18 protein-coding genes are annotated in these 19,032 nt (G+C 73.9%); 5 read left to right on the top strand and 13 right to left on the bottom strand.

Going from position 1 to position 19,032, the window contains the following annotated elements:
- Nucleotides 1-3,168 (bottom strand): alpha/beta fold hydrolase, encoded by a 3,168-nt coding sequence (locus KPL59_RS24590; RefSeq protein WP_308187943.1) that lies wholly within the window; start codon nt 3,166-3,168, stop codon nt 1-3.
- Nucleotides 3,169-3,424: 256 nt separating this feature from the next.
- On the opposite strand from KPL59_RS24590, the gene KPL59_RS37135 reads away from it, so the two are divergent.
- The 4 genes from KPL59_RS37135 (at nt 3,425) to KPL59_RS24610 (ending at nt 8,017) form a co-directional block, all read left to right on the top strand.
- The gene (locus KPL59_RS37135) at nt 3,425-5,119 is read left to right on the top strand and encodes a metallophosphoesterase (RefSeq protein WP_226362151.1); all 1,695 of its coding nucleotides are present in this window, start codon (nt 3,425-3,427) and stop codon (nt 5,117-5,119) included.
- Nucleotides 5,120-5,379: 260 nt separating this feature from the next.
- On the top strand, nt 5,380-6,474 hold the full coding sequence (locus KPL59_RS24600; RefSeq protein WP_226362152.1) for a TerC family protein: 1,095 nt from the start codon (nt 5,380-5,382) through the stop codon (nt 6,472-6,474).
- 193 nt (nt 6,475-6,667) lie between these two features.
- On the top strand, nt 6,668-7,768 hold the full coding sequence (locus KPL59_RS24605; protein ID WP_226362153.1) for a sodium:calcium antiporter: 1,101 nt from the start codon (nt 6,668-6,670) through the stop codon (nt 7,766-7,768).
- A gap of 18 nt (nt 7,769-7,786) precedes the next feature.
- A complete protein-coding gene (locus KPL59_RS24610; protein WP_226362154.1) occupies nt 7,787-8,017 on the top strand; it encodes a hypothetical protein in 231 nt (76 codons plus the stop codon).
- A gap of 30 nt (nt 8,018-8,047) precedes the next feature.
- Here the strand turns inward: KPL59_RS24610 and KPL59_RS24615 are convergent, their stop codons facing one another.
- Nucleotides 8,048-8,551 carry a metallophosphoesterase family protein gene (locus KPL59_RS24615; protein WP_226362804.1) on the bottom strand — a complete coding sequence of 168 codons (504 nt, stop codon included), beginning with the start codon at nt 8,549-8,551 and terminating at the stop codon, nt 8,048-8,050.
- A complete protein-coding gene (locus KPL59_RS24620; protein WP_020626759.1) occupies nt 8,548-8,925 on the bottom strand; it encodes an FKBP-type peptidyl-prolyl cis-trans isomerase in 378 nt (125 codons plus the stop codon). The genes KPL59_RS24615 and KPL59_RS24620 overlap by 4 nt, the downstream gene beginning before the upstream one ends.
- A 119-nt stretch (nt 8,926-9,044) precedes the next feature.
- Between KPL59_RS24620 and KPL59_RS24625 the strand changes: the two genes are divergently transcribed.
- Nucleotides 9,045-9,701, top strand: a complete 657-nt coding sequence (locus tag KPL59_RS24625) for an SMI1/KNR4 family protein (protein WP_226362155.1) — start codon at nt 9,045-9,047, stop codon at nt 9,699-9,701.
- An 11-nt stretch (nt 9,702-9,712) separates the two neighbouring features.
- Here the strand turns inward: KPL59_RS24625 and pqqE are convergent, their stop codons facing one another.
- The 10 genes from pqqE to KPL59_RS24675 all read right to left on the bottom strand — a co-directional run bounded on the left by pqqE (nt 9,713) and on the right by KPL59_RS24675 (nt 19,032).
- Nucleotides 9,713-10,795, bottom strand: coding sequence for a pyrroloquinoline quinone biosynthesis protein PqqE (gene pqqE / locus KPL59_RS24630; protein ID WP_226362156.1), 1,083 nt, complete (start codon nt 10,793-10,795; stop codon nt 9,713-9,715).
- A complete protein-coding gene (gene pqqD, locus KPL59_RS24635) occupies nt 10,792-11,154 on the bottom strand; it encodes a pyrroloquinoline quinone biosynthesis peptide chaperone PqqD (RefSeq protein ID WP_226362157.1) in 363 nt (120 codons plus the stop codon). Before pqqD ends, pqqE begins: the two co-directional genes overlap by 4 nt.
- Nucleotides 11,141-11,848 carry a pyrroloquinoline-quinone synthase PqqC gene (pqqC, locus tag KPL59_RS24640; RefSeq protein WP_226362158.1) on the bottom strand — a complete coding sequence of 236 codons (708 nt, stop codon included), beginning with the start codon at nt 11,846-11,848 and terminating at the stop codon, nt 11,141-11,143. The genes pqqD and pqqC overlap by 14 nt, the downstream gene beginning before the upstream one ends.
- Nucleotide 11,849: 1 nt before the next feature.
- Nucleotides 11,850-12,776: a pyrroloquinoline quinone biosynthesis protein PqqB gene (pqqB, locus tag KPL59_RS24645; RefSeq protein WP_226362159.1), complete on the bottom strand. Its 927-nt coding sequence runs from the start codon at nt 12,774-12,776 to the stop codon at nt 11,850-11,852.
- Nucleotides 12,777-12,844: 68 nt separating this feature from the next.
- Nucleotides 12,845-12,937: a pyrroloquinoline quinone precursor peptide PqqA gene (pqqA, locus tag KPL59_RS24650; RefSeq protein WP_060712366.1), complete on the bottom strand. Its 93-nt coding sequence runs from the start codon at nt 12,935-12,937 to the stop codon at nt 12,845-12,847.
- 49 nt (nt 12,938-12,986) lie between these two features.
- The gene (locus KPL59_RS24655; protein ID WP_226362160.1) at nt 12,987-14,675 is read right to left on the bottom strand and encodes a PQQ-dependent dehydrogenase, methanol/ethanol family; all 1,689 of its coding nucleotides are present in this window, start codon (nt 14,673-14,675) and stop codon (nt 12,987-12,989) included.
- Between the two features lie 13 nt (nt 14,676-14,688).
- Nucleotides 14,689-15,153, bottom strand: a complete 465-nt coding sequence (locus KPL59_RS24660; protein ID WP_060712364.1) for an MSMEG_3727 family PQQ-associated protein — start codon at nt 15,151-15,153, stop codon at nt 14,689-14,691.
- A gap of 535 nt (nt 15,154-15,688) precedes the next feature.
- Nucleotides 15,689-16,450, bottom strand: coding sequence for a ribonucleotide-diphosphate reductase subunit beta (locus KPL59_RS24665; protein WP_226362161.1), 762 nt, complete (start codon nt 16,448-16,450; stop codon nt 15,689-15,691).
- Nucleotides 16,451-16,469: 19 nt separating this feature from the next.
- Nucleotides 16,470-16,676 (bottom strand): rubredoxin, encoded by a 207-nt coding sequence (locus tag KPL59_RS24670; RefSeq protein ID WP_075311660.1) that lies wholly within the window; start codon nt 16,674-16,676, stop codon nt 16,470-16,472.
- A 259-nt stretch (nt 16,677-16,935) separates the two neighbouring features.
- Nucleotides 16,936-19,032: a DPP IV N-terminal domain-containing protein gene (locus KPL59_RS24675; RefSeq protein ID WP_226362162.1), complete on the bottom strand. Its 2,097-nt coding sequence runs from the start codon at nt 19,030-19,032 to the stop codon at nt 16,936-16,938.

The raw sequence follows: 19,032 nt of genomic DNA on the forward strand, positions 1-19,032 counted from the left end.
TCACGGGGTACCTCCGGCGTCCTGCCCCCGCGGGGCTCCCACGTCCCGCCCCTGCGGGGCCACCACGTCCTGTCCCTGCGGGGCTCCCACGTCACGGCCCTCGGGGCCCACCAGTTCCAGGAACGCGTCCTCCAGCCGGCCGCGCGGCCCGGCCGCGCTGACCGCGACCCCGCCGGACACCAGCGCGGCGACGGCGTCGGCGCGGGCGGTGTCGCCCGTGTGGGCGTGCACGACGCCCGGCTCGTCCCCGGTGACGACGTCGGTGACGCCGTCGAGGGCGGCCAGAACCGCCGCGGCCCGGCCGGTGTCGTCCACGGTGAACGACGAGCCGCCCCCGGCCGCCATCAGCTCGGCGACCGTCCCCGCGGCGACCACCGTGCCGCGGTGCATGACCACGACCTCAGAGCAGGTCTGCTCGACCTCCGACAGCAGGTGGCTGGACACGAGCACCGTCCGGCCGCCCGCGGCGTAGCGGCGCAGCAGCTCGCGCATCGCGTGGATCTGGGGCGGGTCGAGCCCGTTGGTGGGCTCGTCGAGGATGAGCAGCTCGGGCAGGCCCAGCATCGCCTGCGCGATCGCGAGGCGCTGCCGCATGCCCTGGGAGTAGGTGCCGACGCGGCGGTGCACCGACTCGCCGAGACCGGCGATCTCCAGCGTCTCGGCCATCCGGGCCTGCTCCGGTGGGCGTCCGGTGGCCTCCCAGTACAGGCGCAGGTTCTCCGCGCCCGACAGGTGCGGCAGGAACCCGGGGCCCTCGACGAACGCGCCGATCCGCGACAGCACCGCCGCGCTGGGCCGGATCGGGCGGCCGAACGCCGTCATCGTCCCGGCGGTGGGCGTGATCAGGCCCATGAGCATGCGCAGGACGGTCGTCTTGCCGGCGCCGTTCGGGCCGAGCAGGCCGAGCACCGCGCCGCGCGGCACCGTGAACGACACGTCGGACACCGCGGCGAACCCGTTGCGGTAGGTCTTCGCCAGCCCGCCGACGACCAGCGGCGCCGCGTCGTCGGGCACGTCGTCGTCGGCGGGGTCGGCCCGGCGCGACCGCAGCCGCGCCACCAGCCACGCCACGAGTGCCGCGGCCAGCACGGCGGCGATCCCGAGCACCGGCCACAGGGGGACCGTCCCCGCCGACTCGGTGCGGCCGGGCACCTGGGGCACCGACAGCGCGGTGTCCCCGGCGAGCCCGACCCGCCACACGGCGGGGTCGGGGCCGGAGTCGTAGCCCTGGTCGGTCGTCGACAGCTGCACCAGCAGGCGGCTGCCGGCCTGCACCGGTGCGACGACGCCGGGCAGCGTCACCGTGGTCTCGGCCGGGGACCCGTCGGCGGGGACGGCGATCCGCAGGGGTGCCACGGCGTTGCCCAGCAGCGTGCTGCGCCCGTCCGGGCCGAGCGTGGTGAGCGAGGCGAACAGCACCGCGGTGTCCGGGGCGGGCTGTCCGGCGACCCGCGCGACGCGCACCGTCACCCGCGGTGCCCCCGACGGCTGCATCGCGTCGGCGACGGGCGCGGTGAGGAACCGGGCGGACTGGCCCGGCGTCGTCAGGCCGGACAGTCCGCCCAGCGAGCCCAGCGACCCGAGCGCCGAGCCGAGCCCCGGCAGCGAGGTGAGCGCCGAGGGGTTCCCGCCCGGCGGGTGGACGACGGTCTGCTCGCCGCCCTCCAGCGGCAGCGCGGTGGTCGGTGCGGGAGCGGAGCCCGCCCTCAGGCCGGGGTAGGCGTCGGCCAGGACGGTCCGGCCGGTGGGGGTGTCGTCGCGGGCGCGGACGGAGCTGCGGACCTGGTAGGCGAAGGGGGCCTCGGCGAGGCCGCCGGTGGTGCCCTCGGCGGCGGGCAGGCCCCGCAGGTGCTGGTCGAACCAGTCGGCGATGCGGGCGCGGACCTCGGAGTCGGGGCCGCCGCCGTCGTGGCCGCCCGCGAACCACAGCACCGACACGGGGGTGCCGTTCGCGGCGATCTGGCGGGCGTTCGCGTCGGCCTGGTCGAGACCGAACAGGGTGTCCTGCTCGCCCTGGACGAGCAGCGTCGGCGCGGTGATCCGGTCGGTGACGGTCGCGGGGGAGGAGCGGCGCAGCAGCCGGGCCAGCTCCGGGGAGACGCGGCCGGTGCGGGCGGCCTCGCCGTAGGCGGCGCAGACGTCGCGGGCGAAGCGGCCGCAGACCGGGTCCGAGGGTGCGCCGGGCACCGCACCGGGGCTGCCCGCGGACGTGCCGGGGCCGGCCGGGCCGGAGCTCCCCGTCCCGCCTGCCGCGGTCCCGGCGTCGACGGTCCCGCTCCCGGAGCCGACACCGCCGCCTCCGTCGGCCCCGCCGCCGGTCGACCCGCCGGTCCCGCCGGTCGCGCCCGACCCGCCGAAGCCGCCGCCGGACTCGTCGCCGGAGCCCGACCCGGCCCCGGATGCGGTGTCGCCGCCCGCGGGGACCCGGCCTCCGGAGCCGAAGAACACCCCGGCCCAGCCGCTCTTGAACACCCCGTCACCGGCGCCCGCTCCCGCGGCGGGGGTGCCGGGTGCGCTCGTGCCGGTGGGGACGGCGTTGTTCGGGAACAGCGCCTGCCCGAGGTCGTTCCAGGTGATCACCGGGACGATCGCGTCGATCCGCCGGTCGTAGCCGGCCAGCAGCAGGGCGAGGCCGCCGCCGTAGGAGCCGCCGGTCACCCCGACGCGGGGGTCACCGGGGCCGTCCTGCTGCACGTCCGCGCGCCGGGACAACCGGTCGACCAGCCGGGAGGCGTCGGCCACCTCGCGGTCCGGGTCGTCGAGCCCGATGCTGCCGCCGGAGGCGCCGAAACCGCGCGCGGTCCACGTCTGCACGACGTACCCGCGGGCGGCGAGCTCGCGGGCGTCGGAGTCGACCGAGTCCTTGCTGCCGCCGAAGCCGTGCGCGACCAGCACCGCGGGGGCGGGGGAGGCCGCGGTCGCCGAGGCGGGGACGTAGAGCGAGGTGTCCAGGTCGATCGTGCCCGGCTGTCCGGGTCCGGCCGGGACGGCGACCCGCTCGGCGGTGACGGCGACCGACCCGCCGTCGTCGGCGGACGCCGCGGCGGGTGCCGCCGTCGCGCCCGGGACACCGGGGGCGGTCGCCGCGGCGGGGGCGAACGCCAGCACCAGAGCGGTGACCGTCGCCGCCACGATCGGGGTACGGACCCACCGGGCCCGGGGGAGCACGTGCACCTCGTCGAAACTACGCAGATCCCCGCGGCCGCGTCGCCGGGCGGTGCGTGCGCCCCACCACGTCCCGTCCGTTCCCGTCCACCGGACCGTCCCCGCGCCGGTGCCGCGGGAATCGGCCACCGCGGGAACCGGCCACCGCGGGATGAACTCCGCACCAACGGCGCGCGACCCCCGGGTGTCGTCGCCCGTTCACCTTCTGTTCCGCCGTGCAACGCCGACCGGAAGCCGCGACCCGGCACCGTCACCGGGTGTGAGCGTCAACCCCACCGGAGAGACCCCCGGCGTCGGTGTCCCGCGGGCACTCGCCGTCGACATGACGATCGCCGACCAGCAGGACTGGCTGGCCGCGTTCCTGCGTCGGCACCCCGTCAGCCGGCGCACCGCGCTGCGCGGCGGCGCCGGCGTGCTGGCCACGCTCGCCGCGTCCGGGTCACCGTGGGCACGCGGGGTCGCCGCGGCCGCCGGGCCCGCGCCGGTCACCGTCGTCGGACGGCACCTGGCCTACGGGCCGGACCCGGCCCGGTCGATGTCGTTCTCCGGGGAGCTGACCGCGGCACCGCCGCCCGGCCGGATGGTCGTCGACGTCGGTACCGACTCCGGGTTCGGCCTCACCCTCCCGGTGCAGGTCCGCCCGCTGGAGAGCCTGGTCCCGCAGGCCGACGGCGGCATCCGGGGCACCCGGCAGTGGTTCGTCCATGCCCGCGCCGACGGTCTGACCCCCGGCAGCCGCTACGTCTACCGGTTCCGGCTGGAGGGCGCGGACGGCACCGCGACGACCACCGCGACCAGCACGTTCCGCACGGCCGCGCCGCGCGGCACCCGGCACCGGTTCACCTTCACCGCGTTCGCCGACCAGGGTGTCAGCACCGGCGCCGAGCCGAATCTCTACAAGGCCGACGACACCCACCGCAGTCCGATGCCGTCGGAGGCGCTGACCGCGCTCGTCGCGGCCGAGCAGCCCGCGTTCCACCTGCTCGCCGGCGACATCTGCTACGCCGACCCCTCCGGTGCCGGGAAGCCCGCCCTCGACGGCGCGGGGCACGACGACGAGGCCCACGACAGCTTCGACCCCACGGTCTGGAGCACCTACTTCGCCGCGATCGAACGCTCGGCCGCGTCGACCCCGTGGATGTTCGCCACCGGCAACCACGACATGGAGGCGCTCTACGACCTGAACCGGGCCGACGGCCCCGCACACGGCTACGCCGGGCACGCCGCCCGGCTGTCGCTGCCCGGGACCGGCCCCCGCGGCTGCCCCTCGGTGTACGCGTTCACCCACGGCACCGTCGGGGTCGCCAGCGTCGACGCCAACGACCTGTCCACCGAGATCCCGACCAACGCCGGCTACTCCGGCGGCACCCAGCTGGCCTGGCTGGAGCGGACCCTGGCCGGCTGGCGCGCCGACCCGGACATCGAGTGGATCGTCTTGTTCTTCCACCACTGCGCCTTCGCCACCTCCGGCGCGCACGCCTCCGACGCCGGGGTGCGACGGGCGTTGGCGCCGCTGTGCGACCGCTACCGGGTCGACCTGTGCGTGCAGGGCCACAACCACCAGTACGAGCGCACCGACCCCATCCGTGACGGCCGCCCCACCCGCCCGGCCCCGGACCGCTCGACCGTCCACCCGGAGACCGACGGCACCACCTACGTCTGCGTCGGCTCCGGCGGACGGCCCCGCTACCGCTGGCAGCCCGGCGAGACCGACAGCCACCGCGGCCAGGAGACCGAGCAGGCGCCGGTCACGAGCTTCGTGGCGGGACCCGACGACCAGAAGCAGGCCGAGACCGTCACCTGGTCGCGGACCCGGTACCTCGGCTACGCCTATCTGCGCTGCTCGGTGGTGCCCGGCTCGCACGGCACCGACTCCCAGCTCGTCGTGCACGCGATCACCGACCTCGGCGAGGAGATCGACAAGGTCCGGCTCAGCCGTCCCGCGCGTCACTGAACCGGACACTACGGACGAAGTGGGTCACCGACCGGGTGCACTGGGTCACCCCGACTCGCCACGCAACGGTGCAGGGAGGACACTTCACCTACCGCAGGGGAGTATCCCTACCGCGGTGGTGTCGTCAGCACGGTGTCGTCGTGAGCGTGGCTCGCGCGCGGACCCGGCACCACCGGCCACGCTCGGCAGTCGCAGGACCGGGGTGCCGTGGCGGGAGAGACCTCGGGCTGTCTGACGCTGCCCTGGTCTGGAGAAAGTCCGTGAACGTACCCCTGTGGGTCTGGTTGGTCACCATCGTCGGGTTCGTGCTGGTGATCGGCGCGGACCTGTGGCTCAACGACCACAAGCCGCACGCCGTGACCCTGGGCGAGGTCACCCGCTGGGTCGTCTTCTACGTGGCGCTGGCCGTCGCGTTCGGCTGCGGGGTCTGGTTCTTCTCCGGCGGCACCTACGCCGGCGAGTTCTTCGCCGGCTACCTGACCGAGTACTCGTTGTCGGTCGACAACCTGTTCGTCTTCCTCATCATCATGTCCGCGTTCAAGGTCCCGGTCCTCCACCAGCACCGGGTGCTGCTGGTCGGCATCGTGATCGCGCTGATCATGCGCAGCATCTTCATCGCCGCGGGCGCGGCGGTCATCGACCGCTTCAGCTGGGTGTTCTTCCTCTTCGCCGCGTTCCTCATCTACACCGCGGTCTCGCTGGTCAAGCAGGCCGCCGGCGGCGACGACGAGGAGTGGAAGGAGGGCCGGGTCCTGAAGTGGGTCCGCAAGGCCTTCCCGGTCACCGACGACTACCACGGCGCCAAGACCACGGTGAAGATCGACGGCAAGCGCTGGCTGACCCCGATGCTGATCGTGATGATCGCCATCGGCGTCACCGACATCATGTTCGCCCTGGACTCGATCCCGGCGATCTTCGGGCTCACCCAGGAGCCCTACCTCGTCTTCACCGCGAACGCGTTCGCGCTGATGGGGCTGCGTCAGCTCTACTTCCTGCTCGGCGGGCTGCTCAACAAGCTGGTCTTCCTGTCCTACGGCCTGGCGGTGCTGCTCGCCTTCATCGGCGTCAAGCTCGCCCTGCACGCCCTGCACGAGAACGAGCTGCCCTTCATCAACGGCGGGCAGCCGGTCCCGGTCCCCGAGGTCGGGATCGGGCTCTCGCTCGGCGTCATCGTCGGCGTCCTCGCGATCACCACGATCGCCAGCCTCGTCGCGGTCCGGATGAAGCCCGAGCTGGCCGAGCAGGGCAGCGGGATCACCGCGCCGCCGCTGGCCCGCACGAAGGAGGAGGCCGCGCAGATCGTGGCCCGTGACGAGCAGGCCGACCACCGCGTGAGCGCGCCTCCGCGCGACTGAGACCCACCGTCCCCGACGGCCTCCCTCCGCCCCGGCGTCCGCATCGGACACCGGGGCGGCTCCGTGTCCGCCCCCGTCGCCGGCGCCGCCCCTGACCTGCCGAGACGTTCTCGCTCGCGGTGTCAAGTGTTGCATCGGCACGTGGCCCAGGTCACCATCGAGTGATCCTGGCAGCGTAGCGAGGGGCTGACGCATGATCCCGGTGATCGAGTTCGTTCTGGGCGTCGCCGTGCTGGTCTACAGCGCGGAGAAGCTCATCGGTTACCTGGTCGGGGTGGCGAGCCGCTGGGCGATCTCGCTGTTCCTGATCGCCGTCGTCTTCACCGGCATCGAGTTCGACGATCTCGCGTTCGGCGTCGTCCTCAACATGGAGGACCTCAGCGACGTCGCGCTCGGCACCGTCATCGGCACCACGATCGCGCTGACCGGCATCGTGCTGGCGCTCGCCGCGATCATCGCGCCGACCCGGGTCGAGGTCCCGCGCGACTACCTCGCGCTCTACGTCGCCGCTCCGGTGGTGATGTTCCTGCTGGCGCTCAGCGGCCTGCTCACCGCCGGGACCGGCATCGTGCTGATCCTGCTGTTCGTCGCCTTCGTCGGCTGGATCGCCTACCGCGAGTACTCCGCCCGACGGCCCGTCTGGCGCAACGCCGAGGTCTACGAGCAGCTGGAGCGGGCCGGGGTCGGCGCGGGCGGGAGCACGACGGCGACGGTCGCGACGAGCGGCCCACCCCGGACCGGGACGGCGGACGGCAGCAGCCCCGGGTTCCGGCTGCCCGAGGACCTGCGCGTCGACGACGGGTTCCTGAAGGCACGGTCCCAGCCGCCCGGGCGGACCGTCCTGTTCGCCGTCATCGCGCTGATCGGGCTCGTCGTCGGCGCACTCGTCGCCGGGCAGGGCACCGAGGGCATCCTCGAGACCTGGGCGATCAGCGGGACGGTCTTCGGGGTCACCATCGCGACGCTCGCACTGTCGCTCGAGGACATCCTCATCACCGTCGAGCCGGCCCGGCGCGGCGCACCCGAGATCGCCGTCGCGAACGTGCTCGGCAGCGTCGTGTTCTCGGTCACCGGCAAGCTCGGCGTGATCCTGCTGGTCGGCGGGTCGATCGTGGTCGACCCGACGGCCCTAGTCTGGCACCTGCCGGTGCTACTCGGGCTGACGGTGCTCTCCGCGGTGTTCCTCGGCACCGGGCGGATCCGCCGCTGGCACGGCGTGGTGCTGCTCGTGCTCTACGCCGCCTACTTCGTCGTCAGCCTCACCGTCTTCGGCGGCGTCCCCGTCGACGACTGAGCACCGCAGGGAGACCCGATGCCCACGAAGGACCGGCTCGCGAAGGACCGGATGGCCGCGGCGCTCGCGGTCGTGGCCGCGCTGATCGGCCTGGTGCTGGTGTTCGGCACGGGCGAGGGCGCCCGCGACGACGACTCCCCGGCCGGCGGCCCGTCGTCGGCGACCCGGGTGGACGACGACCGGCAGGCCCCGGCGGCTCCGGTCCCGCAGGACCGGGGCCAGCAGCCCGACGACGATGACGACGGCTGACGACGGCTGACGACGACGGCTGACGGGACGTCAGAGGTGGTGCAGCACGACGTCGTCGATCCGGCCGTCGTGCAGGCTCAGCGTCATCCAGGTGTGGGTCGGCATCCGGCGCCGGTCGGTCGGCGACCCCGGGTTCAGCAGCCGCAGCCCGTCGGCGACGGAGTCCCACGGGATGTGCGAGTGCCCGAACACCAGCAGGTCGGTGTCGGGGTGCGCGGCGAGTACCCGGCGTTCGCGGCCCTGCTTCGGGCCGGTCTCGTGGGTCACCGCGACCCGAACCCCGTCGATCCTCGCCCGGGCCGTCTCCGGCAGCCGGGCGCGCACGTCGTCGCCGTCGTTGTTGCCCCAGCAGGCGAGCAGCCGAGCCGCGCGGCCCGCGACCCGGTCGAGCAGCTCCACCGAGCACCAGTCACCGGCGTGCACCACGACGTCGGCGGCGTCGACGGCGTCCCACACCGGCCCGGGGAGCCCACCGGAGTGGGCGGCCCCGCGGCTCGGGTGGTGGGTGTCGGAGATCAGCAGGAGTGCGGTCAGCGCACGCCCACCAGGTCGCAGACGAAGATCAGGGTCTCGTTCGGGGCGATGACGCCGCCCGCGCCCTGGGCGCCGTAGCCCAGGTGCGGCGGGATCACGAGCCGGCGGCGGCCGCCGACCTTCATCCCGGCGACGCCGTTGTCCCAGCCGGAGATGACCTGCCCGGCGCCGAGCCCGAACTGCAGCGGCTGGCCGCGGTCGTAGGAGTTGTCGAACTCGCGGCCGGTGGACTGCGAGACCCCGACGTAGTGCACGGCGACGGTGTCACCGGGCTTGGCCTCCTGGCCGTCGCCGACGGAGAGGTCCTCGGTCACGAGGTCGGTGGGCAGCGGGCCGTCGACGATCTCGACGGCGGGCTTCTGCGGTGCGGACACGGACGTGCTCCTCACGGACGGGGACGGCCCACGGGGGCGGGCCTGGGGTGTGCGACGACCCTGCCAGAACCCGTCGGCGGGTGCGCCCCGGGCCCGCCCGTCGTGGCAGGCTGCACACCGTGACCGGTGACCGTGACCTCCCCGGCGGCGCTCCCGACGACGGCGTCGCGACCGCCTGGCCCCGCTGGCTCGACGTGCTGGAACGGGCCGGGATCCCGGCCTCGTCCAACCTCCGCGCGCCCGCGGAGCCGGGCGCGGTCGCCGACGCCGAGGCCGTATTCGGCCGGGAGTTCCCGGCCGCGCTGCGGGCGCTCTACGCGCTCGCCGACGGCCAGCTGGCCGACCACCCGCGCGCCCCCGGTCCGCACCCGGAGGTCGCGACGAGCCTGTTCCCCGCGACCTACCGCTTCGTCCCGCTGGCCGAGGCGACCCGGGAGTACCGCGTCTGGGTCGACGCCGTCGCCACCGTGGGGAGCGACTTCGTGACCGTGCGCGCGGGCGACCCCGTGCGCGCCCGCTACTGGGACGCGGGCTGGTGGCCGCTGGCCGTCGACGGCGGCGGGAACGCCCTGGTTGTCGACACCGTCCCGGAGCCGGGCGGCACCGTGGGGCAGATCGTCGTCGCCGGGCCGGACGAGGACGAGCGCCGCGTGGTCGGGACGGGTGTGGGGGACTACCTGCGTCGGCTGATCGCCGCCGGACCGCAGGTCGACGACGCGGTCGTCGACCCCGCGGACCGGTCGTACCGCTTCTGGGACGCCGCGCACCTGCGCTGACCCGGTCGGGCTCAGCGGTGCGGGCGGGGGGCGAGCTCCAGGTCGACCCGCCCCGGCCGGTTGGCCTCGCCCACCACGTCCTCGACGAGCCCGTGCTCGGGCGACAGGTGGCACACCGGGTCGGTGGCCGCGGCGTCGCCGGTGAGCTGGAACGCCTGGCAGCGGCACCCGCCCAGGTCGATCTCGCGCCGGTCGCAGGTCCGGCACGGCTCCTGCATCCAGTCCTCGCCGCGGTAGGCGGTGAACAGCGGCGCCGAGGTCCAGATCTCGGCCAGGCCAGCGTCGTGGACCGAGGCCCGCGGCAGCGGCAGGGTCTGCGCGGCCGGGCAGGGCAGCGCGTCGCCGTTCGGGGCGACGGTGAGCTGGCGCTGCGCCCAGCCCCCCATGCACGGCTTGGGGTGGCGGGCGTAGTAGTCGGGCAGCACGTGCACGACCTCCATCGACCCGGCCAGCCGCGCCCGGGCGGCGGAGACGACCTCCTCGGCCCGGTCGAGCTGCGCAGCCGTCGGCAGCAGCGACGACCGGTTGCGCCACGCCCAGCCGTAGTACTGGGTGTTGGCGAGCTCCACCCGGTCCGCGCCGAGGCGCTCCACGAGGTCGACGATCGCGCCGACCCGGTCGATGTTGCCGCGGTGCAGGACCACGTTGACCGTGAGCGGCCAGCCCAGCTCGCGCACCAGCGCGCACGCCTCCAGCTTCCGCTCGAACGACCGGATCCCGGCGATCCGGTCGGAGGTGGCGGGCTCGTCGGCCTGCACGCTGACCTGCACGTGGTCCAGACCCGCCGCGCGCAGCGCCTCGGCCCGCGGGCGGGACAGGCCCATCGCACTGGTCACCAGGTTGGTGTACATGCCCAGCTCGGCGGCGGTGCGGACCAGCTCGGGCAGGTCCCGGCGCAGCAGCGGCTCCCCGCCGGACAGGTGGCACTGCAGCACGCCCATGGCCGCGGCCTCGCCGAACACGCGCTGCCAGTCGGCGGTGGACAGCTCGTCGTCGTAGCGGGACAGCTCGATCGGGTTCGAGCAGTAGGCGCACGCCAGCGGGCAGCGGTAGGTGAGCTCGGCGAGCAGCCCGAACGGGCGCGGGGCGCTCATCCGAGCGCCACCAGGTTCCGGTCGACGAGCCGGGCGAGGTAGTCCCGCACCTGCTCCCCGACGACCAGCTCGTCGGCCTCGTCGAAGTCCGCGACCAGCGCGGCGACGATGTCGTCGACGGTGCGCTCGCCGTCGCACAGGCGCAGCACCGCGTGCCCGGTCCGGTTCAGCACGACGACGGTCTCCGGCCCGAGCAGCACCCAGCCGTCGGTCGGGCGGTCCGGGCGCATCCGCACGTGCCGGCCCAGCCGGGGCCGGGAGCCCCCGGTCACCGTGGCCGCGCGGGCGGCCCGCTCGCCGCGCCGCGGTGCCGGCACCCGCGCCGCACCGGCGGCCGTCGACCCGTCACGCGTAGGCATGGTCGATCGCATCCATGATCGCCCACAGCACGTCGCACTTGAACGACAGCGCGGCCTCGGCGGCGTCCTGCTCGGCGGGCGTGCGGCAGTGCGCGACGACGACCTCCAGCGCGTGCTCGGAGTCCCGCGGGGCCTGGACCAGCCGGTTGCGGAAGTACTGCAGCCCGTCCGGGTCGATCCAGGTGTAGTACTTCTCGAACGCCGCCAGCCGCTCGGCCATCAGGTCCGGGGCGAACAGCTCGGTCAGCGACGACGCGACCGCCTCGACCCACGGCCTCGTGCGGGCGAAGCCGACGTAGGCGTCGACGGCGAACCGCACCCCGGGCCGGACGTGCCGGTGGTCGAGGATCTCCGACCGGCTCAGCCCGCACGCCTCGCCGAGCCGCAGCCACGCCTCGATACCCCCCTGTCCGGAGTTCCCGCTGCCCGGTTCCCGGCCGTCGTGGACCCCATCATGGTCAGTGATCCGGCGGATCCACCGCCGACGGACCCCGACGTCGGGGCAGTTCGACAGGATCGCCGCGTCCTTGACCGGGATGGCCTCCTGGTAGGCGAACCGGTTCGCGACCCATCCGCGGATCTGGTCGGGGGTGAGGGTGCCGTCGTTCATGCGGACGTGGAACGGGTGCGCCGAGTGGTACTGCGCGGCGTGCGCCCGCAGGCGTCGCACCAGCGCGGTGTCCGGAGCGGTCATGTCAGACCTCCAGTTCCAGTCCGTCGAACCCGACGACGACCCCGGCGGCGGTGACCGCGGCGCGTTCGGCGGAGTCCTCCAGCAGGACGGGGTTGGTGTTGTTGACGTGCACGTAGACGATCCGGGGCACACCGAGGGCGGTGAGCACCTCCAGGCTGCCACCACGGCCGCCGATGTGCAGGTGTCCCATGTCGTGCGCGGTCTTCGCGGCCAGCCCGAGCCGCACCAGCTCGTCGTCGTGCCAGGTCGTGCCGTCGACGAGCAGCAGGTCCGCGCCGTCGATCTCGTCCTGCACCGCGGGGGTCAGCTCCTGGACACCGGGCAGGTACACGGCGTACCGGCCGGACGCGGTGTCGGTGAACCGGTACCCGACGACGCGCCCGGGCAGGCCCTCGGCGGTACCGATGCCCGCTCCGCCTGCGCTGCGCGGGGACGCGAACCTGTCGTGCTTACCGGTCGGTGCCTCGAACGCGCGGTAGGCCAGGCCGCCGAGGTCGTGGTCCGTCCCCGGGACGACCTCGGTCCACGTCACCGGGCAGAACCGCTCCAGGGTGGACAGCAGCCCGGAGCCCGCCCGCAGGGTGCGCTCGGTCGCCGCGGTCGCGTGCAGCGACACCCCGCGGCCCTCGCGCAGCAGCACCAGCCCGAGGGTGTGGTCGATCTCGGCGTCGGTGAGCAGCACCCCCTGCAGCGGGGTCGTCCGGTCGCCGGTGGGGTGCAGCGCGGGCGTGTCGGCGAGCTGGGTGCGGATGTCGGGGGAGGCGTTGACCAGCCACCACCGCCTGCCGTCGGGGGAGACGGCGATCGAGGACTGGGTGCGCGGCGTCGCCGGCCGTGAGCCGTCGCGCACCGCCCGGCAGCCCGGACAGCCGCAGTTCCACTGCGGGAACCCGCCACCCGCCGCCGAGCCGAGGACCCGGATCCTCATGGCACCCCCCTTGTCCCACGGCGACGGCCGGGGGCGCGCCGTTCGCGCACCCCCGGCCGCCGGCCGTCTCACGCCTCGGTACGGGCGATGTACATCGTCACCTCGGGCGCGCAGCCGATCTCCTCGAACTCCGGCGCCTCCCACTCGGTGGTCGACTCCATGCGATCACCTCCCTCCTCACGACGTCCGGGTTCCCCGGAACGGCGGGTCCTACTGCTCGGGCAGCGCGAAGCAGAACAACGCGTCACCTGCGGCCGCACCGAGCAGACCCGGCAGGAACCCCTCGACCCAGCCGCCCCACCCGGTCGGCACGGCGACGAACTGCCTGCCGTCGACCTCGAAGGTGGTCGGGCTGGAGTGGTGCCCGCTCCCGCACTGGAACGACCAGAGCTTCTCCCCGGTCGAGGCGTCGAGCGCGACGAACTCACCGGTCGGGGTGCCCTGGAAGACCAGGCCGCCCGCGGTGGTCAGCGTCGAGGCGCACATCGGGTACTCGTTGTTCCAGCGCCACTTCTCCTCGCCGGTGAGCGGGTCGATGGCGGCGACGAACCCGTAGAAGTCCTCGATGTCGACGGCGACACCGGCGCCCCAGTAGGGGATGGACTCCTTGAACTCGCGGCGGCGCCGGGTGGCGGTCGCCCCGACCTCCTGGACGGGCACGTACATCAACCCGGTCTGCGGGTTGTAGGACATGTGCGTCCATTCCTTGCCACCCGCCGGGCCCGGCCAGAAGTGCACCGGGACGCCCTCCTCGTCGGGGTAGATCTTCGGCATCACCGTGCCGTCCGGCGTGATCTCGCCCCAGGTGATCCGGTCGACGAACGGGAACACGCGCACGAGCTCGCCGTTGGTCCGGTCGAGCACGAAGAAGTAGCCGTTCTTGTCCGCGTGGGCGAGCAGCTTGCGCCCGTCCGGTGCGTCGAACAGGACGTTCTCCATCGTGGAGTCGTAGTCCCACAGGTCGTGCGGGGTGAACTGGTAGTGCCACCGGATCTCGCCGGTGTTGACGTCCACCGCGATCGTCGAGTCGGTGTAGAGGTTGTCGCCCGGCCGGACGCCGCCGTCGAAGTCCGGCGCGGGGTTCCCGGTGCCCTGGAACAGCAGCTCCAGCTCCGGGTCGTAGGTGGGTGTCACCCAGCAGTTCCCGCCGCCGCGCTGCCAGGCCTCGCCGTCGTCGGGCCAGGTCTCCGAGCCGGGCTCGCCCGGCTTCGGGACGGTGTAGCAGCGCCAGCGCCGCTCACCGGTGTGCGCGTCGAACGCGTCGAGGTGTCCGCGGACGCCGAACTCCCCGCCGGCGCTCCCGACGATCACCAGGTCCTTGACGATCAGCGGCGCGACCGAGCCGCTCTCCCCGGCGCGGACGTCACCGTTGACGGTGTCCCACACGACCTTCCCGGTCGTCGCGTCGAGCGCGACGATGTGCGCGTTGAGGGTGTACAGGTAGACCTTGCCGTGCCCGACGGCGAGGCCGCGGTTGACGTTGCCGCAGCACAGGGACACGTCGTAGGGCGAGGCGTGCTTGTACCGCCACAGCTCCTCGCCGGTCCTCGCGTCGATCGCCCAGGCGCGGCCGTCCGGGCCGGAGACGTACATGACGCCCTCGACGACGATCGGTGAGGCCTCGAACGAGTAGGTCGACGCACCGGACTGCATGCCGACGGCCCCGGCCTGGAAGACCCAGGCGGGGGACAACCGGCGGACGGAGTCCTTGTCGATCTGGTCGAGCTCGCTGTAGCGCTGGCCGTCGTAGGTGCCGTAGTAGGTCAGCCAGTTCTGCGGCTCGGAGCGCGCGCCGCGGATGCGGTCGTAGTCCACGGTGGAGGTGGCCGGGGCCTCGCCCCGGACGTTGGTGAGCTGTACGTGCGGGATCGCTTCGCCCGCGTCGACGTAGTCGGTCATCTCGGGATCCTTCCTACGGTCGCGGCTGCGGGGGACGGTCGAGCTTGGCGTGGTCGGGTACCTCGCCCCCGATGACGATCGAACCGGTGAGACCGCGGCCCTCGTCGTTGCCGCTCGCGGAGCCGTAGTAGTACGTTCCCGGCCCGTCGAGGTTGATCTTCGCGGTGCCCTTGGAGTGGTTCACCAGCCAGATGAACTTGGGGTCGCCGTTGCTGGGCAGCACCGCGCAGTGGGTGTTCTTGTCGTCGTTGATCAGGGTCAGCTCGATGTCACCGCCGTGCGGGAGGATGAGGATCCCGGGCTCGTAGCAGATCTCGTCCTCGGGGATCCGGATCGTCGCCCGGAGGACGCCGTCGGGTCCCTCCTCGGCGTACCCGATGGTCCCGCTGCCGAGCAGCCGGCCGAGCGCCAGCCGGTTCTGCCCGCCGAGACCCGCGGCCTCCAGCTGTTCGGCGCGTTCGTTGTCGGTGGTCGTCATTGACACTTTCCTCCCGAGCGCAATTCGTCGGTGGGTACGTGATCACTTTCACACTGCGCGGTGGTAAGCGTCAACCCTGCGCGCGCACCCGATTCCGCGCCGACGATCATGAATGCTCGGGTCGATGTGCGAAAACGATCTCCCGCAGCGGCCGGGGCTCGGCGCGGACGATCTACCAGCAGGTCAGATCCGCCTGCGCGGTGTCATGTCCACGACTCGACGGCGATTCTCCGGAGACTTCCGGAGTATTTGTTCGAGTCGTACGATGGGTATTCCGAAAACGGTGGCGAATCGCATTCGGCGGCTCCGGGAATCGTGGTGACCAGAGGTCGGTGACGTCGGTGCGGCGGCACGCACCGTTGCGGGGGCGAGGTGTCCGTCCCCGTCGTGACGTGCGACGTCGCACCCCGGGCGGCGCCGCGGGCTCCGGTGTGGACACCTGCGCGCCTCGCCCGCGGAACCGTCCGCGTCCATTCCGTGCAGGTCGGGTCGCGGGCCCGGAGGGAATGAAACACATGTTTCCCGAAAGGGGGTGTCACCAGAACTTGATGCCCGCCGCCTTGAGGCGACGGCGGTGCTGCTTCACCGCGAGCGCGATCGCGTCGGGGGTGATGAGCCCGCCCCAGACCTTCGCCGCGGTCTCGCCCTGCTCGAGCAGCGCGTCGGCCTCCTCGCCGCCCAGCTCGGCGCTCTGCACGACCCGCGAGCCGAAGCCGATGTGCCAGCGCTCGTCGCGCAGGACCAGCTCGGTCCCGCGGCGCACGCCCGGCAGCGGGACGGACAGTCGGTCCAGGGCCTGGAGCATCGCGTGCTGGCCGGCCAGCAGCACGACGCCCTCGATGACCATGTGGTAGAGCCCGACCGCCCCGGTCAGTCCGGTGTGGTCGTCGGCGAGCCGGCGGGCGGTCGACGGCAGCCGGTGCTCGAACAGATCGACGAGCTCCGAGCTCACCTCGCGTCGCAGCACGTCCAGCCGGTCGGCCGGGGTGTCGCCGGGGACCCCCAGCACCTGCGCGGCGACCAGGTCGAAGAACCGGGCGTGCCGCGCCTCGTCACGGGCCTGGGCGCGGAACGCGGCCTGCATGGTGTCGTCGAGCGCCGCGGCCTGGTACGAGCCGAGCTGCCCGGCCACCGAGGCCTCGGCGACGGCGAACCCGGCGACCAGCCCGCGCACGGTCGCCGCCTCGTCCGGCGCGAGCCGGGTCCAGGCGTCGCGGTCCGGGCCCAGGTCGAGGTCGGTCTCGTCCCACTGCAGCGACTCGGCCAGCTGGACGAAGTGGTCGTATCCGGCGATCATGACCATGGTCTCGGTGTCCTCACCCCGGGAACTGTTCTCCCGGCTCCAACGGGCGGAAGTCCGACTTGGCGGCGCCGCAGATCGGGCACATCCAGTCGTCGGGGATGTCCTCGAAGGGGGTGCCCGGCTCGACGCCGCCGTCCGGGTCGCCCTCCTCCGGGTCGTAGACGAAGCCGCACGGCTCGCAGATCCACAGGGACCGCGTGGCCCGGCCGGACATCGTCATGCTGCTCCCCACGGCGTCGTCGCCCACGCCCGCCGGCCGCCCGTGACCGGGCCCGACGGAGGTGATCCCTGAGGCCCAGGGAGCCACAGTGTGAGCGGGGTCGCAAGCGGGCCCGGGGCCCTCCCGTGGGGGCCGGCGACGGCCGCGCATCCGGTCGTTGCCGGACACGCGGCGCTCTCACCTGCGACGACGCGGTGCCCGGAGATCGGGTCCGGCCGCCGCCGGTGATCGTCGGAATCGGTGAAACACGTGTTCGCACTCAGGCGCCGAGCGCGTCCCGGAGGAACTCGACCTGCAGGAGCAGCAGGTTCTCGGCGACGACCTCCTGCGGTGTCATGTGGGTGACCCCGGACAGCGGCAGCACCTGGTGCGCGCGGCCTGCCGCGAGCAGCGCCGAGGACAGCCGCAGGGTGTGTGCGGCGACGACGTTGTCGTCGGCGAGACCGTGCACGACCATCAGCGGACGGTGCGGCCGCTCCGGGGTCGGCGGCGTCGCGGCGTCGTCGATGATCGACGAGCGGGTGTACGGCTCACCGCCCGGCATCCCGAGGTAGCGCTCGGTGTAATGGGTGTCGTAGAGCGTCCAGTCGGTGACCGGCGCGCCGGCGATGCCGGCGTGGAAGACGTCGGGCCGCCGCAGCACCGCGAGCGCGGACAGGTACCCGCCGAACGACCAGCCGCGGATCCCGACCCGGCCCAGGTCGAGATCGGGATAGGCCGCCGCGGCGGCGTGCAGCGCCGCGACCTGGTCCTCCAGCACCGGGCCCGCCAGGTCGCCGTGGATCGCGCGCTCGAACTCCGGACCGCGCCCGGGGGAGCCACGACCGTCGGTGACCAGCACGGCGAAGCCCTGCTCGGCGAACCAACGGCTGGTCAGGTGCGCGTTGCGGGCCTGCAGCACCCGCTGGGAGCGCGGGCCGCCGTAGGGGTCGAGCAGCACCGGCAGCGGAGTGCCCGGCACGTGGCCCGACGGCAGGAACACCGCGGTGCGCAGCTCCCGCTCACCGAAGGAGTGCAGCACCGGGGCCGGGTCGAACCCGGGGTCGACGGCGTGCCCGGCGACCGGGTGCTCCGCCCCGCCGGCGGTGACGAGCACCGCGTGCGGCGCCGTCGCGAGGTCCTGGGAGACGCGGACGGTGGTGCCCCCCGCCGCGGCGACGGCGTGCACCCCGGTCGTCGGCGTCACCGCGACCGGCTCGGACCCCGGGGTCACCGAGTAGACGGCCACCGAGGTCGGCTCCGTCGAGGCCCGGAACAGGACGGTCTCGCCGTCGATGCCGACGACCCCACGCACCTGCAGCTCCGGGCCGGTCAGGTAGGTGTCGCCGACGACGAGCCGACGCGCCCCGCCGGAGTCCTCGGCCCGCACCAGCGCCCCGGACGCGGTGCGCGCCGGGACACCCGGAACGTTCTCCACCCACACCGGGTCGGTCTGGGAGTGCAGCGTCGTGGTCCGACCGGTCGCGGGGTCGACGGCCAGGGTGCGGACCTCCCGCTGGTCGCGTGGCTGGACCGACAGCAGCGGCCCGTGGGTGTCCCAGTCCGCGGTGGCGAGGTACTCGTAGGTCTCGTCGTCCCAGGTCACGGTGGTGCGGGTGCCGTCCAGCGCGACGACGACCAGCCCCACGCGGGCGTTCGGGGTGCCGGCGGCGGGGTAGCGGACCGTGGTCGGGACGCGGTCGGGGTGCGCCGGGTCGGCGATGTGCCAGCGGGCGACCGGGGACTCGTCCACCCGGGCGACGAGCAGCGCGTCGCCGTCGGGGGACCACCAGAACCCGCGGTGGCGGTCCATCTCCTCGGCCGCGGCGAAGTCGGGCAGACCCCAGGAGACGTCGTCGCCGTCGGGGGTGAGCAGGGCGGTCGTCGTGCCGGTCGTGAGGTCGTGCAGGTGCAGTGCGCCCTCGGCGACGAAGGCGACCCGGGCGCCGTTCGGGTCGATCCGCGGGTCCACCACGGCCTCGATCCCGCCGACGTCGAGCGGCCGCACATCCGGCTCCCCGGTCAGGGCGACGGTGAACGGCCGCCCGGACAGCGCGAACACGGCCCGGGTGACCGCGGCGTCGGTGGTGTACCCGACGACGCCGCCCGCCTGCTCACGGACCCGCTCGCGGCGGGCCCGCTCGGCGGCGGGCAGGTCCTCCTCGCCCGGCAGCCCGGGCACCGACGCCGGGTCCACGAGCAGCCGCTCGGCACCCGTCGCGGCGTCGACCGCCCACAGGCAGGTGACCGGGTCGGTGCCGGACCGGCTGCGCAGGAACACCGCCCGCGACCCGTCCGGGGCGACGGTGAACCCGCGGGGGACCCCGAGGGTGAAGCGGCGGGTGCGGGCGTGCAGGCGGGGGAACGAGTCGGCCAC

The organism is Pseudonocardia sp. ICBG1142, assembly GCF_020496255.1.
Lineage (GTDB): Bacteria > Actinomycetota > Actinomycetes > Mycobacteriales > Pseudonocardiaceae > Pseudonocardia.

Excerpts from the sequence above, each read along its gene's own strand:
- KPL59_RS24605 (WP_226362153.1), top strand. The coding sequence starts at position 6,668 with ATGATCCCGGTGATCGAGTTCGTTCTGGGCGTCGCCGTGCTGGTCTAC.
- KPL59_RS24610 (WP_226362154.1), top strand. The coding sequence starts at position 7,787 with ATGCCCACGAAGGACCGGCTCGCGAAGGACCGGATGGCCGCGGCGCTC.
- pqqE (WP_226362156.1), bottom strand. The coding sequence starts at position 10,795 with ATGAGCGCCCCGCGCCCGTTCGGGCTGCTCGCCGAGCTCACCTACCGC.
- pqqD (WP_226362157.1), bottom strand. The coding sequence starts at position 11,154 with ATGCCTACGCGTGACGGGTCGACGGCCGCCGGTGCGGCGCGGGTGCCG.
- pqqC (WP_226362158.1), bottom strand. The coding sequence starts at position 11,848 with ATGACCGCTCCGGACACCGCGCTGGTGCGACGCCTGCGGGCGCACGCC.
- pqqB (WP_226362159.1), bottom strand. The coding sequence starts at position 12,776 with ATGAGGATCCGGGTCCTCGGCTCGGCGGCGGGTGGCGGGTTCCCGCAG.
- pqqA (WP_060712366.1), bottom strand. The coding sequence starts at position 12,937 with ATGGAGTCGACCACCGAGTGGGAGGCGCCGGAGTTCGAGGAGATCGGC.
- KPL59_RS24655 (WP_226362160.1), bottom strand. The coding sequence starts at position 14,675 with ATGACCGACTACGTCGACGCGGGCGAAGCGATCCCGCACGTACAGCTC.
- KPL59_RS24660 (WP_060712364.1), bottom strand. The coding sequence starts at position 15,153 with ATGACGACCACCGACAACGAACGCGCCGAACAGCTGGAGGCCGCGGGT.
- KPL59_RS24665 (WP_226362161.1), bottom strand. The coding sequence starts at position 16,450 with ATGATCGCCGGATACGACCACTTCGTCCAGCTGGCCGAGTCGCTGCAG.
- KPL59_RS24670 (WP_075311660.1), bottom strand. The coding sequence starts at position 16,676 with ATGACGATGTCCGGCCGGGCCACGCGGTCCCTGTGGATCTGCGAGCCG.